The sequence below is a fragment of the Streptomyces sp. SUK 48 genome, assembly GCF_009650765.1.
Taxonomy (GTDB): Bacteria; Actinomycetota; Actinomycetes; order Streptomycetales; family Streptomycetaceae; genus Streptomyces.
In genome coordinates, this window is the sequence record NZ_CP045740.1 from 5,435,043 (window position 1) to 5,449,382 (window position 14,340).

At 69.6% G+C, this 14,340-nt stretch carries 12 protein-coding genes, 2 tRNA genes and 2 pseudogenes; 11 read left to right on the plus strand and 5 right to left on the minus strand.

Annotation, left to right across the window (positions count from 1 at the left end; all coding sequences use genetic code 11):
• Positions 1-55 precede the first annotated feature (55 nt).
• A complete protein-coding gene (locus GHR20_RS23900; RefSeq protein WP_343336042.1) occupies positions 56-364 on the minus strand; it encodes a TauD/TfdA family dioxygenase in 309 nt (102 codons plus the stop codon).
• Positions 347-776 (minus strand): annotated as a pseudogene (locus GHR20_RS23905) (ABC transporter substrate-binding protein); the annotation flags it as partial. The pseudogene GHR20_RS23905 and the gene GHR20_RS23900, both read right to left, overlap by 18 nt.
• Before the next feature lie 656 nt (positions 777-1,432).
• Here GHR20_RS23905 and GHR20_RS23910 point away from each other — a divergent pair.
• Complete coding sequence (locus GHR20_RS23910) at positions 1,433-2,014, plus strand: biotin transporter BioY (RefSeq protein WP_111586184.1); 582 nt, start codon at positions 1,433-1,435, stop codon at positions 2,012-2,014.
• An 83-nt stretch (positions 2,015-2,097) separates the two neighbouring features.
• Here GHR20_RS23910 and GHR20_RS23915 read toward each other — a convergent pair whose 3' ends face one another.
• On the minus strand, positions 2,098-3,528 hold the full coding sequence (locus GHR20_RS23915) for an amino acid permease (protein ID WP_153814336.1): 1,431 nt from the start codon (positions 3,526-3,528) through the stop codon (positions 2,098-2,100).
• Positions 3,529-3,844: 316 nt separating this feature from the next.
• Between GHR20_RS23915 and GHR20_RS23920 the strand changes: the two genes are divergently transcribed.
• The 4 genes from GHR20_RS23920 (at position 3,845) to GHR20_RS23935 (ending at position 7,110) form a co-directional block, all read left to right on the plus strand.
• Complete coding sequence (locus GHR20_RS23920) at positions 3,845-4,330, plus strand: ribose-5-phosphate isomerase (protein WP_111586182.1); 486 nt, start codon at positions 3,845-3,847, stop codon at positions 4,328-4,330.
• Between the two features lie 197 nt (positions 4,331-4,527).
• Positions 4,528-5,337 (plus strand): DNA-formamidopyrimidine glycosylase family protein, encoded by an 810-nt coding sequence (locus GHR20_RS23925; protein ID WP_153814337.1) that lies wholly within the window; start codon positions 4,528-4,530, stop codon positions 5,335-5,337.
• A gap of 125 nt (positions 5,338-5,462) precedes the next feature.
• A complete protein-coding gene (locus GHR20_RS23930; RefSeq protein ID WP_111586180.1) occupies positions 5,463-6,635 on the plus strand; it encodes a PP2C family protein-serine/threonine phosphatase in 1,173 nt (390 codons plus the stop codon).
• A 25-nt stretch (positions 6,636-6,660) separates the two neighbouring features.
• Entirely contained in the window at positions 6,661-7,110 is a 450-nt protein-coding gene (locus GHR20_RS23935; RefSeq protein WP_153814338.1) for an HD domain-containing protein, read from the plus strand.
• A gap of 15 nt (positions 7,111-7,125) precedes the next feature.
• Here GHR20_RS23935 and GHR20_RS23940 read toward each other — a convergent pair.
• Positions 7,126-8,312: pseudogene (locus tag GHR20_RS23940) on the minus strand (acyltransferase family protein).
• A gap of 460 nt (positions 8,313-8,772) precedes the next feature.
• On the opposite strand from GHR20_RS23940, the gene GHR20_RS23945 reads away from it, so the two are divergent.
• Positions 8,773-8,967 carry a hypothetical protein gene (locus GHR20_RS23945; protein ID WP_111586177.1) on the plus strand — a complete coding sequence of 65 codons (195 nt, stop codon included), beginning with the start codon at positions 8,773-8,775 and terminating at the stop codon, positions 8,965-8,967.
• A 263-nt stretch (positions 8,968-9,230) separates the two neighbouring features.
• Here GHR20_RS23945 and GHR20_RS23950 read toward each other — a convergent pair.
• A tRNA-Gly gene (locus GHR20_RS23950) sits at positions 9,231-9,301 on the minus strand.
• A 160-nt stretch (positions 9,302-9,461) separates the two neighbouring features.
• Between GHR20_RS23950 and GHR20_RS23955 the strand changes: the two genes are divergently transcribed.
• From GHR20_RS23955 to clpX, 5 genes are all read left to right on the plus strand, one after another.
• A tRNA-Pro gene (locus GHR20_RS23955) sits at positions 9,462-9,538 on the plus strand.
• Positions 9,539-9,772: 234 nt separating this feature from the next.
• Complete coding sequence (tig, locus tag GHR20_RS23960; RefSeq protein WP_111586176.1) at positions 9,773-11,140, plus strand: trigger factor; 1,368 nt, start codon at positions 9,773-9,775, stop codon at positions 11,138-11,140.
• A gap of 401 nt (positions 11,141-11,541) precedes the next feature.
• Entirely contained in the window at positions 11,542-12,147 is a 606-nt protein-coding gene (locus GHR20_RS23965; RefSeq protein WP_111586255.1) for an ATP-dependent Clp protease proteolytic subunit, read from the plus strand.
• A 69-nt stretch (positions 12,148-12,216) separates the two neighbouring features.
• On the plus strand, positions 12,217-12,882 hold the full coding sequence (locus tag GHR20_RS23970) for an ATP-dependent Clp protease proteolytic subunit (RefSeq protein WP_037651827.1): 666 nt from the start codon (positions 12,217-12,219) through the stop codon (positions 12,880-12,882).
• Positions 12,883-13,051: 169 nt separating this feature from the next.
• The gene (clpX, locus tag GHR20_RS23975; RefSeq protein WP_111586175.1) at positions 13,052-14,338 is read left to right on the plus strand and encodes an ATP-dependent Clp protease ATP-binding subunit ClpX; all 1,287 of its coding nucleotides are present in this window, start codon (positions 13,052-13,054) and stop codon (positions 14,336-14,338) included.
• Positions 14,339-14,340 lie beyond the last annotated feature (2 nt).

The window sequence follows — 14,340 nt, forward strand, 5'->3', positions numbered from 1 at the left end:
CACGGAGAGACCGCCCAGTATCCGGACACCCGCCATTCGGAGAGTGAGACTCCGATTACGCCACCGCGGGGTCGGGCACGGGCCGGTGCCGGGGGGCGGCGGGGGTGTCCGCCGGGGCGGGCACGGGGGTGTAGTGCGAGGCGTCGCCCTCGATGGCGTAGCTCTCCTTGCCCTCGACGCCGGCCGGGACGTCACCGGCGACGGTCACCCGGTGCAGCCGGCGCGGCAGGCCGTCGTAGTTGTCGACGGCGTAGTGCTGGGTGATCCGGTTGTCGAACAGGACCAGCTCCCGCTCCGCCCAGCGGTGGCGCAGGATGTTCTCGGGCAGGTCGACCACGTCGATGGTGAGCGGGGCCACGTCCACCTGGCCGGACTGGAGGGCGGTCGGGAACTGGTTGCTGGTCAGCGGCACCAATTCGGCGTCGTCGTAGGCGAGGCCCGCCTTCTTCAGGCTGGATCGGCGGGATGTCCGCGTTGTTGGCGACGTCCAGGGACCTGGCGCGGAAGGCGTTGATGACATCGGGCCCGGCACCGAGGTTCACCCAGTCGGACACGGTGAACGGCAGCGGCGGGAACTTCCCGAGTCTGAACTGGAGTTGCTCCACGCCCTGGTACGAGGTGATCTTCAGGCTGGTCCCGGCGGGGACCTCGGCCGCGAGCGGCCGGGTGGCGGCGGCGCCGGTGTCGGCGGTGGCCACGCCCTTGGCGCAGCCGTCGAGTCCGGCGACGGCGGCGGATGCGCCCAGCAGGGAGGTGAGAAAGAGGCGACGGTGCAGAGGGGGTCTCCCGGAAAGAGCCGGTCAACGAAAACACGGCGAAACGCGGGGAAACACAGCGAAACACAGAGAAACATGAAGACCGCAGCACGGAACTGGCACCGGCGCGCCGCCGGTCGCGCCCGGCGGCGCGGGGCACGGGGGAGGCAAGGGTGGACGCCGCACTGCGGGGCATGGAGAACCGTCCTCGGGACCGGAGCCGTTACATCGGAAGACCGGAAAGGACGAGGCGGCGCCGAGCGGCGGGCCGCCCCTATCCCGAACGACGACAGGTGGCCGCGCCCTGGCGCCGCAGGTCGACATAGCGACGCGACGTGAAATACCGGGCCTGCGCAACCATGCCCCGAAGCTGGCAAACCCCCCGTCCCCTGCCCACCCCACGCCCACCGGCCGGGACGACCGGGGACTTTGTGGCGGGGTCCATCGCCGCTTTGGCGGATTCCTACAGACTCGCCGTCGGCCCGCGACGTCTGCTGGAGCACCCCACCTCAGTGACCGTCGTCACGCCGTACCCGGTGTGAACGGCCGTCTTTGTCCGGAGCCCACCAAGCTGTCGATCAACCCTTTGTCGAGCGCTGACGGTGATCGGGTTCGGGGCGCCGGTATAGCGTCGCGATGTCCCACCTGCCCCTGCCCCTTCACCTCGCGGAGTCCCCATGAGCACCGCCACCGTCAGCGCCCGTCCGGGTGCCGTCCTCGCCGACCTGCTGCCCGCGTCCCGCGCCCGCGACGCCGTCCTCGTGCTCGGCGGTGCCGTGCTCACCGGGCTCGCCGCCCAGCTGTCGGTGCCCGTGCCCGGCTCCCCGGTGCCGGTGACCGGCCAGACCTTCGCCGCGCTGCTGGTCGGCACCGCGCTCGGCGCCCGCCGCGGCTTCCTCTCCCTCGCCCTGTACACGGTGGCCGGCATGATCGGCGTGCCGTGGTTCGCGGAGGGCGACTCCGGCACCGGCGCGGTCTCCTTCGGCTATGTCCTCGGCATGCTGCTCGCCTCCGCCGTCGTGGGCGCCCTCGCCCGCCGCGGCGCCGACCGCTCCCCGCTGCGCATGGCCGGCACGATGATCCTCGGCTCGGCCGTCATCTATGCCGTCGGCGTCCCCTACCTGGCCCTGGCCGCCCACCTCTCCCTCGGCCAGGCGGTCGCCGCCGGCCTCGTCCCCTTCCTGATCGGCGACGCCCTCAAGGCCGCCCTCGCGATGGGTCTGCTGCCGACCGCGTGGAAGTTCGCCGGCAAGCGCTGATCACCCACCGGTACTCGGACAACGGCCGCGGGGCCCGACGAAATTCGTCGGGCCCCGCGGCCGTTGTCCGTGCGCGGACCGGGTCAGCCGATGGAGACCTTGTCCGTCGCGGCCTCGGCGGCCGGCGCCGGGGCACGGCGGGACTGGACCGCCTGCTTCACGAAGGCGAGCACCACCACGACCGCCGCCACGCCCAGGGACAGCAGCACGGTCTTGCGGCCGCTGCTCGCGCCCTCCGTGTCGGTGAGCATGTAGCCGAGGACGAAGACGATCAGCGCGGCCGCGGCCCAGGTCAGGTAGGGGTACAGCCACATCTTCACGACGAGCTTCTCCGGCGCCTCGCGCTGGATGATCCGGCGCATCCGCAGCTGCGAGAAGCAGATGGCCAGCCACACGAACAGGGCGACCGCGCCACTGGAGTTCAGCAGGAACAGGAAGACGGTGTCCGGGAACTTGTAGTTGAAGAACACGGCCACGAAGCCGAAGACGACCGACGCGAGGATCGCCGCCATCGGCACACCGCGGGAGGTGGTGCGGGCGAACGCCTTGGGCGCGTCGCCGCGCTGGCCGAGCGAGAAGGCCATCCGGGAGGCCGTGTAGAGGCCGGAGTTCAGACAGGACAGCACCGCGGTCAGCACGATGACGTTCATGATCTCGCCGGCGTGCGCGATGCCGAGGGAGTTCAGCGCGGCGACGTACGAACCCTGCTTCGCCAGCGACGCGTCGTTCCACGGCACCAGCGTGACCACGACGAGGATCGAGCCGAGGTAGAAGACACCGATACGCCAGATGATGCTGTTGGTGGCCTTGGTGACCGCGCGCTGCGGGTCCTCCGACTCGCCGGCCGCCAGGGTGGCGATCTCGCTGCCCATGAAGGAGAAGACGACCAGCAGGACACCGGTGAGGATCGAGCCCGGACCGTGCGGCAGGAATCCGCCGTGACTGGTGAGGTTGGAGAAGGACGCGTTGTCGGTGTGCGCGCCCGGCAGCACACCGAAGATCGCGAGCAGGCCGACGACGATGAACGCGCCGATCGCCACGACCTTGATACCGGCGAACCAGAACTCGAACTCGCCGTAGGAACCGACCGAGACGAGGTTCGACGCGGTCAGCACCAGCATCACGATGAGGGCCCAGCCCCACTGCGGCACCGCCGGCACCCAGCCCTCGAGGATCTTCGCGCCGGCCGTTCCCTCGACCGCGAGCACGACGACCCAGAAGAACCAGTACAGCCAGCCGATGGAGAAACCGGCCCAGCGGCCGAGCGCGCGGTCGGCGTGCTCGGAGAAGGAGCCGGAGGTCGGGTTGGCGGCGGACATCTCGCCCAGCATTCGCATCACGAGGACGACGAGGGTGCCGACGAGGGCGTAGGACAGCAGAATGCCCGGTCCGGCCGCGGCGATGCCGGAGCTGGAGCCGACGAACAGTCCGGCGCCGATCACACCGCCGATGGCGATCATCGTCAAGTGCCGGTTCTTGAGCCCTGCTTGAAGTCCGGAACCAGGAGGAGTCATGGACGGATTCCTTTGCGCCTGTTGAGCGGGGGTTCTCGTACGGAAACGGGGGTGCCGTTGCGGGGTCCGGTACGGGATTCGTACGAGCGGTGTACGAGCCGGTCCAGTGAATCCGAGGTGAACGAATTCGGGAACCTCTGAATCCGGATTGTTACTTGAGGTTCCCTTGAGGTTCTATGGCCCCGCTCACATTTGGCGACGAAATCCGTAGCTCTCCGGGTGTCGCATGACTCACCTCCGGATGCCTTGACGGACGCCCCTCGGATGCCGTGGACCCCCGGCTGCTGCCCCGATTCCGTCGTGTCACACTCGTCTCATGCGCGTGTACCTCGGCTCCGACCATGCGGGCTTTGAACTCAAGAACCACCTCGTCGAGTGGCTCAAGGCGGCGGGGCACGAGCCCGTCGACTGCGGGCCGCACCTCTACGACGCCCAGGACGACTACCCGCCCTTCTGCCTGCGCGCCGCCGAGCGCACGGCCGCCGACGCCGACGCCCTCGGCATCGTGATCGGCGGCTCCGGCAACGGGGAGCAGATCGCCGCGAACAAGGTGAAGGGCGTGCGCGCGGCGCTGGCCTGGAGCGAGGAGACGGCGTCGCTCGGCCGTCAGCACAACAACGCCAACGTGGTGGCCGTCGGTGCGCGCATGCACAGCACCGAGGAGGCGACCAAGTTCGTCGAGACCTTCCTCGGCACCCCGTTCTCCGGTGACGAGCGCCACATCCGCCGCATCGACATGCTGACCGACTACGAGACGACGGGCGACCTCCCCCCGGTCCCTCCGCACCACCCCCAGCAGTAACCCACCCCTCCTCTTCCCCCGCGCCCACCCCTCGCCGACGCGTTCGGCGGCGGGTGGGCGTCGTGCTCGGCGGACCCGGCGGATGGCCGGATGCGGGAGGGCCGGGCCGGGGACGCGCCTAGGCTGAGGTGGTGACGGCCGCCCCTCCGGCCCCGTGGGCCGGAGGGGCGGACAAGGACAGGAAAGGACGGCCCGCCTTGCCGGAAGGGCACACGATTCACCGGTTGGCGCAGGACTACGCCGCCCGCTTCCAGGGCACGGCCCCCCGCGTCACCAGCCCCCAGGGCAAGTTCTCCGACGCCGCCGCCCTGCTGGACCGCGCCGAGCTGACCGCCACCGAGGCCCACGGCAAGCACCTGTTCCTGCGGTTCCGCGACAGCGACTGGGTCCATGTCCACCTCGGCCTGTTCGGCAAGGTCGGCTTCGGCGACGCCCCCGCGCCCCCGCCCACCGACACCGTCCGGCTCCGGCTCGCCAACGACCTGTCGTACGTCGATCTGCGCGGCCCCACCACCTGCGCGCTGATCACCGACGACGAGAAACGCGCCGTCCACTTTCGCCTCGGCCCCGACCCGCTCAGACAGGACGCCGACCCGGCCGCCGCGTACCAGCGCATCCGCCGCAGCCGTACGACGATCGCCGCCCTGCTCATGGACCAGAAGATCGTGGCCGGCGTCGGCAACGTCTACCGCGCCGAGGTCCTCTTCCGGCACGGCATCGACCCCTACCGCACGGGCCGCGACCTCACCCCCGCCGAGTGGGACGCGATCTGGACCGACCTCGCCGCCCTGATGCGCGAGGGCGTGCGCCACAACCGGATCGACACCGTACGGCCGGAGCACACCCCCGAGGCCATGGGCCGGCCGCCCCGCGTGGACGACCACGGCGGCGAGGTCTACGTCTACCGGCGCGCCACCCAGCCCTGCCACATCTGCGGCGACCACATCCGCACCGCGGGGCTCGCCGCCCGCAACCTGTTCTGGTGCCCCACCTGTCAGAAGCACTGACACTCCTTCGGGTGGGTTTACGGAATTCCGGTGCCTGAGCGAACCTGTGAACCCGAGCCCCGCACGAGGGACAAGCAGGACCTCCCGTGCCAAGGGGCCGGTGCGATGGATAGGGTCCCGGACTAATGGCAGCAGGACGAGAGACGCGCGCGAAGGCCGACACGCTCACGGCCCGGTGGAAGATGCAGTGGCACCGGGCCCGCGTCGGCCTGCGCAGGAGCGCCGTCGACTACTTCCGCGGCGACGGCTCCGACTGGATCGCCTTCGCCGGACTCCTCCTGACCATCCCCGTCCTCGCGGCCCTGACCCTGTTCGACTCCGTGTGGTGCTCCCCGGCCATGCTCGTCCTGCCGATCGTGGCCGGCGGCCTGGTGCTGCGCCCGGCCAGCCTGCTGGGCCTGTACGCGACCGCGGCCACCGCGCTGATCGTGGAGTCGGTACGGCTCGGCCCGTACACCGAGGGACCCTCGCGCGTCACCCCGGGCGTGGTCCTGGTGGTGGCCGCCTGTGGCTTCTTCGGCCTGCTCACCGCCCAGTTCCGCAGCCGCGTCGGCGTGCCCTGGCGGCGCGGCGGCACCATGCTGTTCGACCTGCGCGAGCGGATCAGGGTGCAGTCCACCCTGCCCAAGCTGCCCCAGGGCTGGCACCACGAGATGGCGCTGCGGCCCGCCGGCGGCCAGTCCTTCTCCGGCGACTTCGTGGTGGCCGCCCGCACCAACGGCGGCCGCACCCTGGAGGTCGTCCTCACCGACGTCTCCGGCAAGGGCATGGACGCCGGCTCCCGCGCCCTGCTGCTGTCCGGCGCCTTCGGCGGCCTGCTCGGCTCCCTGCCCCCGCACGCCTTCCTGCCCGCCGCCAACGGCTATCTGCTCCGCCAGGACTGGGACGAGGGCTTCGCCACCTCCATCCACCTCGTCCTGGACCTCGACTCCGGGGACTACGAGCTGTACTCCGCGGGCCATCCGCCGGGCCTCCAGCTCAGCGCCGGCAGCGGCCGCTGGGAGGAGAAGTCCGCCGAGGGCCCGCTCCTCGGTGTCTACGACGGCGCCCAGTTCGACTCCGTCAAGGGCTCACTGCGCCCCGGCGACGTCCTGATGCTCTTCACCGACGGCCTGGTGGAGACCTCCGACCGGGACATCGTCGAAGGCATCGACCGCCTCACCGGCGAGGCCGACCGCTACGTCGCCGGCGGCTTCCACGGCGCCGCCTGGCACCTCATCGAGGCGGTCGCCAAGGACGTCAACGACGACAGGGCGCTGCTGCTGATCTGCCGCGAGTCCGCCGCCCACGCCCGCTGACGGACGATCTCCGGAGAATGGCCGTATGACATCACCGCTCACCCTCGCCGACGTCGAAGCCCTCGCCCGTGCCGCGCACGAGGGGCAACGGGACAAAGCGGGACGGCCGTACGCCGAACACCTCGCCGCCGTCGCCGAGGGCGTCCGCGCCCGCGGGGGCGACGCCGGACAGATCGCGGCGGCCTGGCTGCACGACGCCGTGGAGGACGGCGCGTTGAGCCGCGCCTGGCTGGCCGGGGCCGCGCTCACCCCGCGCACCAAGGCCATCGTGGACGCCGTCACCAAGCGCGCGGGGGAGGAGCCGGGAGCGTACGCCCGGCGCATCCTCGACACCCCGGGAGCGCTGCTGGTGAAGGAGTCGGACCTGGCGCACAACGCCGACCCGGACCGGCTCGCCGTACTGGACGGACCGACCCGGAAACGACTGACCGAGAAGTACACACGGATGCGCGCACTCCTCGGTCTCGACGCCTGACCCCGGTTCCCGGGCTCAGACGCCCGCCTTCACCGGCTCCCGCTCCCTGGTCTGCCGCTCGCGGGCCAGTTCGGTGGCGTCCTGGACGAAGGCCCAGGCCATCTTGGGTTCCATGGCGAAGCGGAACACCCGTTGCACCGGACTGGTGCACAGGACGGACACGGTGGCCACCGCGAGGACGGTGACGACGGCCGAGCCGTAGCCGCCGTAGCGCTGGGCGATGTCGAAGCCGCCGAGGAAGAGCACGCTCTTGATCACGAAGCCGTGCAGCAGATAGCCGTACAGGGTGCCCGTGCCGAGCGCGGTGAACCAGGTGCGGCGGCCCGGCACCCAGGCCAGGAAGCAGGCGGTCAGCAGGATGGCGCAGCCGAACATGGCCAGCGTCATCAGCGGACCGATCCACCACGGGGCGCCGAGTTCCTGCGCGGCGTTCTGGCGGTAGAACCAGTTGTCGTTCATGTGCGGCGCGGTCCACCAGCCGATGGCCAGCGCCGCGGCGAACACCGGCAGCGACAGGAGCCGCATCCGACGGGTGCGCATCAGCGCGAAGTGCTCCGGCTTCAGCAGCAGTCCGAGCACGAAACACGGCAGGAACTGAAGGATGCGGCCGAAGTCCAGGCTGTCGTCCGCCCCCGGGGTGACCGACGCGACCATGGCCAGCCCGAGTGCGATCGGCAGCGGCCAGCGCACCAGCTTCCACAGCGGGCTGGTCATCCGCCACACGAACAGCGCGAGCAGGAACCACGTCAGGTAGTACGGCGAGAAGAGGTTGATCGGGCCGTCCATGTGACCCGCGTACCGCTTGAACAGCGAGTAGGCGAGCTGGAACAGCACATAGGGCACCGCGACTCCGGTGACCAGGCGCTTCAGCCGGTCCGGGCGCATGTCGAAACTGCGGGAGAAATAGCCGGAGATGACGATGAAGGCCGGCATGTGGAACGTGTAGACGACGTTGTACAGATCCTCGAGGGCCCGGTTGTCCGTCTTCAGGGGGACCAGGAGTGCCCGATCGCCACCAGCGCGATGGCCAGGTACTTGGCGTTGTCGAAGAACGGATCGCGCTCTTTGCCGGGTCTGGCCGCCGTCGCCTGCTCCTCCTGCGCACGCTGCGGGGCACGCGGTCCGGGCACTCCGTCCGCCGGCGACTGTGCCGGGGGGAGCGGCCGTGGGTTCTGGCCGGGAGACGAGGCGGCGTCAAACATCTCAGGCACCCTAGCGTCGTCGGCGGGATTTCGTAAAACCCCCTCGTCATTCCTGGTTATCCCCTTCGGACGCCCCGGGATTTCCCGAACTCGCGTCCGCCGTGCACGTGATGATGCACACACAGAGGTCCGCCGTTGGCCCCTGATGTACCGATTCATCCCCAAGAATTGGGGCATACCGCACCTCGGTGCCCTCCCGCTGCCGTCCGGGTGTCATCAATTCGAATTACCTGCACACGAGATGTGTGGACACGGAAACGAACTCACGCAATTACGGACGGAGTCTCGCGCGCCGGTCCGTCGAATTGCAGTGCGGTGGGTCCCCCGCGCCGGGACGGCCGGACCGACATCCTGTCAGGGGCCGCATGGAGAGGGCCTGTTGGTGGCACGATGGTTCTGGCGGGGGTGCGGGCCGTACCCCCGGGCCGGCAGAGGGACCGACCGAGGGTTGTGATCAGTTGTGGCCATTTCGCTGTCCGTAGTGGTGCTGTTGGCGGTCATCCTGGTGGTGCTTCTCAGGGGGAAGAGCCTCAAGGCGGGACCGGCCCTCGTGGCCATACTCTTCGGCTTCTTCCTGGCCTCCAGCGGCATGGCGCCGTCCATCCAACGGTTCCTGAACTCGATAGCGGACTCGATCTCCTCGATCAAGTTCTGACCGGCCGCCGCCAGGGCCCCTCGTCCGGATCGTCCCGGGCTCGCGGGCCCGGTGGAACCGGTGCCGCCTGTCGATCACCCTGCGCTGCCGCCGGAGCCGCGGGCGGCGGATGACGGCCGGCCCTGCCCGGTGCCCTCGACGGTCGCCGGGTCACCGGCGTCCGAGATGCCGGGCCGCCGGCCGCCGAGCGGCTTCCAGCACGCCGAAAGCCCTGGTTGAAGGGGGTAAATTTACCCCCTTCAACCAGGGCTTTCGGTATCCAGAGCGGGCGACGGGAATCGAACCCGCGTAGCTAGTTTGGAAGACTAGGGCTCTACCATTGAGCTACGCCCGCAGCGCTGCGTCGCAGGTCGAGGACCGCGGCACTCAGGCATCGTAGCGGGTCGTCCGCCACTTGGGCCAACACGTCCGGCCGACGAACACCACGCGCCCCGCCTCGCGGAATGCGGCCGACGCGGGCCGCCGGGCCATGTACCCTACGTGTCGCACACAGACGGGGTGTGGCGCAGCTTGGTAGCGCGTCCGCTTTGGGAGCGGAAGGCCGTGGGTTCAAATCCCGCCACCCCGACCACCGATCAACCCTTTCGCCGGGTCCTGGCCGAGCTCTGGTCCGGGTTCCGGCCGCGCCCCGCCGGCGGCGCCGCGAAGATCGCCTTTTGGGGCGCCGAACGCCTGCGGTTACTATGCAAGCTGCACGCCCGTGTGCCCCGGCCCTCACGGCCTACGTACTCCTCCGGGCGGCGAATCCGCCGGAGCTGTCTGGCTCCGGCAGAACCCAAGCAGTCAGCCACAAGGAGACCGAACCGTGAAGAGCGCCGTGGAGACCCTGAACCCGACCCGGGTTCGGCTCACTGTCGAGGTGCCCTTCGAGGAGCTCAAGGACAGCCTCGACGCGGCGTACAGCAAGATCAACCAGCAGGTCACGGTGAAGGGCTTCCGTAAGGGCAAGATCCCTGCCCGCGTCATCGACCAGCGGTTCGGCCGCGGTGCGGTCCTGGAGGAGGCGGTCAACGACGCGCTTCCGAAGTTCTACACCGAGGCGGTCAACGAGGCCGAGCTGAGCCCGCTGGGCCAGCCCGACGTCGACATCACCGAGCTGAAGGACGGCGAGACGCTGAACTTCACCGCCGAGGTCGACGTCCGCCCGGCCCTCGAGATCCCGGACTACTCCGGCATCGAGGTCGAGGTCGACGCCATCGAGGTCACCGACGAGGACGTCGAGAAGTCGGTCGAGCAGCTCCGCGAGCGCTTCGCCTCCACCGCCCCGGTGGAGCGTGCCGCCGAGGACGGCGACGTCGTCACCATCGACCTGGAGGCCAAGGTCGACGGCGAGGTGCTGGAGGACGGCATCGCCAGCGGCGTCTCCTACACCATCGGCTCCGGTGAGCTGCTCGACGGCATCGACGACGCCGTCAAGGGCCTGTCCGCCGGCGAGGAGGGCACCTTCACCTCCGAGCTGAAGGGCGGCTCCGCCGCGGGCAAGGAGGCCGAGGTCTCCGTCAAGGTCACCCAGGTCGCCAAGCGCGAGCTGCCCGAGCTGGACGACGAGTTCGCGCAGCTCGCCTCCGAGTTCGACACCCTGGACGAGCTCAAGGCCGACAGCCGCAAGCGCCTCGCGGGCATGAAGGAGTTCGACCAGGCCACGCAGGCCCAGGAGCGCGTCCTGGAGAAGCTCCTGGAGCTGGTCGAGGTCCCCGTCCCCGAGAAGCTGCTCGAGGACGAGGTCAACACCCGCAAGCACAACCTGGAGCACCACCAGCTCGGCCAGATGGGCCTGGACCTCGACAAGTACCTGGAGATCCAGGGCAAGACCGCCGAGGAGTTCGAGACCGAGACCCGTGAGGCCGCGGTCAAGGGCATCAAGACCCAGTTCGTCCTGGACGAGCTGGTCAAGAAGGAGCAGCTGAACGTCAGCCAGGAGGAGCTCACCGAGCACCTCATGCGGCGTGCGGCCTCCTCCGGCATGTCCCCCGACCAGTTCGCCCAGGCCGTCGTCGAGGGTGGCCAGGTGCCCCTCCTCGTCGGCGAGGTCGCCCGCGGCAAGGCCCTGGCCGTCGTGGTCGAGGCCGCCACGGTGAAGGACACCAACGGCGAGGTCGTGGACCTCGGCGACGAGGACGAGGAGACCGAGGCCGGTCAGGCCGAGGCCGCCGAGGAGACCACCGAGGGCTGAACCGCCCCGCGGCACCTCTGAAGCTCGTACGACGGGCCCCCGGGACTTCCCGGGGGCCCGTCGTCGTACCGGCGAGAACCGGCCAACCCGACAGCACCTCGCCGTACCGGCGGGAGCAGCCCGCCCGAGGGCGCCTCGGCACGCGCGCGACACGCCACATCCGGCCCGCACCCCGGCGGCAACCGCGGCCGGCCCCCTCGATCCGCACCCGGCCGCACCCGCGGAGCGCTACGCCCCCGGCGAACAGTCGCTACTCCGGGATTCCCCGAACGTGCCCGAGCGTTAGGGTCCATGAGTACGGGGGCAGGGGAGTCTCCTGAAACCCCCCGAACCTCCGGCAGGACGACGTGAGACGGCCCGGCGCCGTCGTGAGACGAGCAGGTGGATACGTGACGAATCTGATGCCCTCCGCCGCCGGCGAGCCCTCCATCGGTGGCGGCCTCGGCGACCAGGTCTACAACCGACTGCTCGGCGAGCGGATCATCTTCCTCGGGCAGCAGGTGGACGATGACATCGCCAACAAGATCACGGCTCAGCTGCTGCTCCTGGCCGCAGAGCCGGACAAGGATGTCTACCTCTACATCAACAGCCCCGGTGGCTCGGTGACGGCCGGCATGGCGATCTACGACACCATGCAGTACATCCCGAACGACGTGGTCACCATCGCGATGGGCATGGCGGCCTCCATGGGCCAGTTCCTGCTCACCGGCGGTGCCGCGGGCAAGCGCTTCGCCCTGCCGCACGCCGACATCATGATGCACCAGGGCTCCGCGGGCCTCGGCGGTTCGGTCACGGACATCAAGATCCAGGCCGAGTACCTGCTGCGCACCAAGCGGCGTATGGCGGAGCTGACCGCGCTCCACTCCGGCCAGACCTTCGAGACGATCACCCGGGACGCGGACCGCGACCGCTGGTTCACCCCGGAAGAGGCCAAGGAGTACGGTCTCATTGACGAGATCATCACGAACGCCTCGGGTGTTCCGGGAGGCGGCGGCACCGGTGCCTGACCGGCCCGGCCACGCCACGCACCGCCACCACCCAAGCCCCCAGAACGCCACCAGGACGGTGAACATCCCATGAGCAACTTCCCCGGCGCCGCCAGCGGCCTGTACGAAGGGCCGCGGCCCGACGCCCGCTACGTGATCCCGCGCTTCGTCGAGCGCACCTCCCAGGGCGTCCGCGAGTACGACCCGTACGCGAAGCTCTTCGAGGAGCGCGTGATCTTCCTGGGCGTCCAGATCGACGACGCCTCCGCCAACGACGTCATGGCGCAGCTGCTGTGCCTGGAGTCGATGGACCCGGACCGGGACATCTCGATCTACATCAACAGCCCGGGCGGCGACATGACCGCCCTGACGGCGATCTACGACACGATGCAGTTCGTGAAGCCCGACATCCAGACGGTGTGCATGGGCCAGGCCGCCTCCGCCGCGGCCGTGCTGCTCGCCGCCGGCACCCCGGGCAAGCGCATGGCGCTGCCGAACTCCCGGATCCTGATCCACCAGCCGGCCGGTTCCAGCGGCCGCGGGCAGCTCTCCGACCTGGAGATCATCGCCAAGGAGTTCACCCGGATGCGCGAGCAGCTGGAGAACATGCTGGCCAAGCACTCGAACCAGCCGCTGGAGAAGGTCCGCGAGGACATCGAGCGCGACAAGATCCTCACGGCCGAGGAGGCGCTGGAGTACGGCCTCGTCGACCAGATCATCTCCACCCGCAAGCTGAACAACGCCGACGTCCGCTGACGCGGAGCGGCGTGCTCTGAAGCCCCCCACGGCAGGGCTCACGGCAAGTGAACCCTGCCAAGGGGGGCCCGAACATCGGGCCCGGCAAGGTACCGTCGGACATAAGGCAGCACCAGGAGCCGCTGGAACGCAGTGTCCAGGCGGCTCCCAGGCGAAGGGGAAGCACACCGTGGCACGCATCGGTGACGGCGGCGATCTGCTCAAGTGCTCGTTCTGCGGCAAGAGCCAGAAGCAGGTCAAGAAGCTCATCGCAGGGCCCGGTGTGTACATCTGCGACGAGTGCATCGATCTCTGCAACGAGATCATCGAGGAAGAGCTGGCCGAGACCAGCGAGGTGCGCTGGGAAGAGCTGCCCAAGCCCCGCGAGATCTACGAGTTCCTCGAGGGCTACGTGGTCGGCCAGGAGGCCGCCAAGAAGGCTCTGTCCGTCGCGGTGTACAACCACTACAAGCGGGTCCAGGCGGGCGAGAACGGCGGCGCGAGCGGCCGTGACGACGCCATCGAGCTGGCGAAGTCCAACATCCTCCTGCTGGGCCCCACGGGCTCCGGCAAGACCCTCCTCGCCCAGACCCTGGCCCGCATGCTGAACGTGCCGTTCGCGATCGCCGACGCGACCGCGCTGACGGAGGCGGGCTATGTCGGCGAGGACGTCGAGAACATCCTCCTCAAGCTCATCCAGGCCGCCGACTACGACGTCAAGAAGGCCGAGACGGGCATCATCTACATCGACGAGATCGACAAGGTGGCCCGCAAGAGCGAGAACCCGTCGATCACCCGGGACGTCAGCGGCGAGGGCGTGCAGCAGGCCCTGCTGAAGATCCTGGAGGGCACCACGGCCTCGGTGCCGCCGCAGGGCGGCCGCAAGCACCCGCACCAGGAGTTCATCCAGATCGACACGACGAACGTGCTGTTCATCGTGGGCGGTGCCTTCGCCGGTCTGGAGAAGATCATCGAGTCGCGGGCGGGCGCCAAGGGCATCGGCTTCGGCGCGACGATCCTGTCCAAGCGCGAGCTGGAGTCCAAGGACGTCTTCGAGGACGTCATGCCGGAGGACCTGGTCAAGTTCGGCATGATCCCCGAGTTCATCGGCCGGCTGCCGGTGATCACCTCGGTGCACAACCTGGACCGCGAGGCCCTGCTGAAGATCCTGGTCGAGCCGCGCAACGCGCTGGTCAAGCAGTACCAGCGCCTCTTCGAACTCGACGGCGTGGAGCTGGACTTCGAGCGCGAGGCCCTGGAAGCCATCGCCGACCAGGCCATCCTCCGCCAGACCGGCGCCCGCGGCCTGCGCGCCATCATGGAGGAAGTCCTCCAGGGCGTGATGTACGAGGTCCCGTCCCGCAAGGACGTCGCCCGCGTCGTCATCACCGCCGACGTGGTCCTCTCCAACGTCAACCCGACCCTGATCCCCCGCGACGCCCGTGGCCGGGGCTCGGGGGAGCAGAAGACGGCGTAACC

Excerpts from the sequence above, each read along its gene's own strand:
- GHR20_RS23910 (WP_111586184.1), top strand. The coding sequence starts at position 1,433 with ATGAGCACCGCCACCGTCAGCGCCCGTCCGGGTGCCGTCCTCGCCGAC.
- GHR20_RS23915 (WP_153814336.1), bottom strand. The coding sequence starts at position 3,528 with ATGACTCCTCCTGGTTCCGGACTTCAAGCAGGGCTCAAGAACCGGCAC.
- GHR20_RS23920 (WP_111586182.1), top strand. The coding sequence starts at position 3,845 with ATGCGCGTGTACCTCGGCTCCGACCATGCGGGCTTTGAACTCAAGAAC.
- GHR20_RS23930 (WP_111586180.1), top strand. The coding sequence starts at position 5,463 with ATGGCAGCAGGACGAGAGACGCGCGCGAAGGCCGACACGCTCACGGCC.
- GHR20_RS23935 (WP_153814338.1), top strand. The coding sequence starts at position 6,661 with ATGACATCACCGCTCACCCTCGCCGACGTCGAAGCCCTCGCCCGTGCC.
- GHR20_RS23965 (WP_111586255.1), top strand. The coding sequence starts at position 11,542 with ATGCCCTCCGCCGCCGGCGAGCCCTCCATCGGTGGCGGCCTCGGCGAC.
- GHR20_RS23970 (WP_037651827.1), top strand. The coding sequence starts at position 12,217 with ATGAGCAACTTCCCCGGCGCCGCCAGCGGCCTGTACGAAGGGCCGCGG.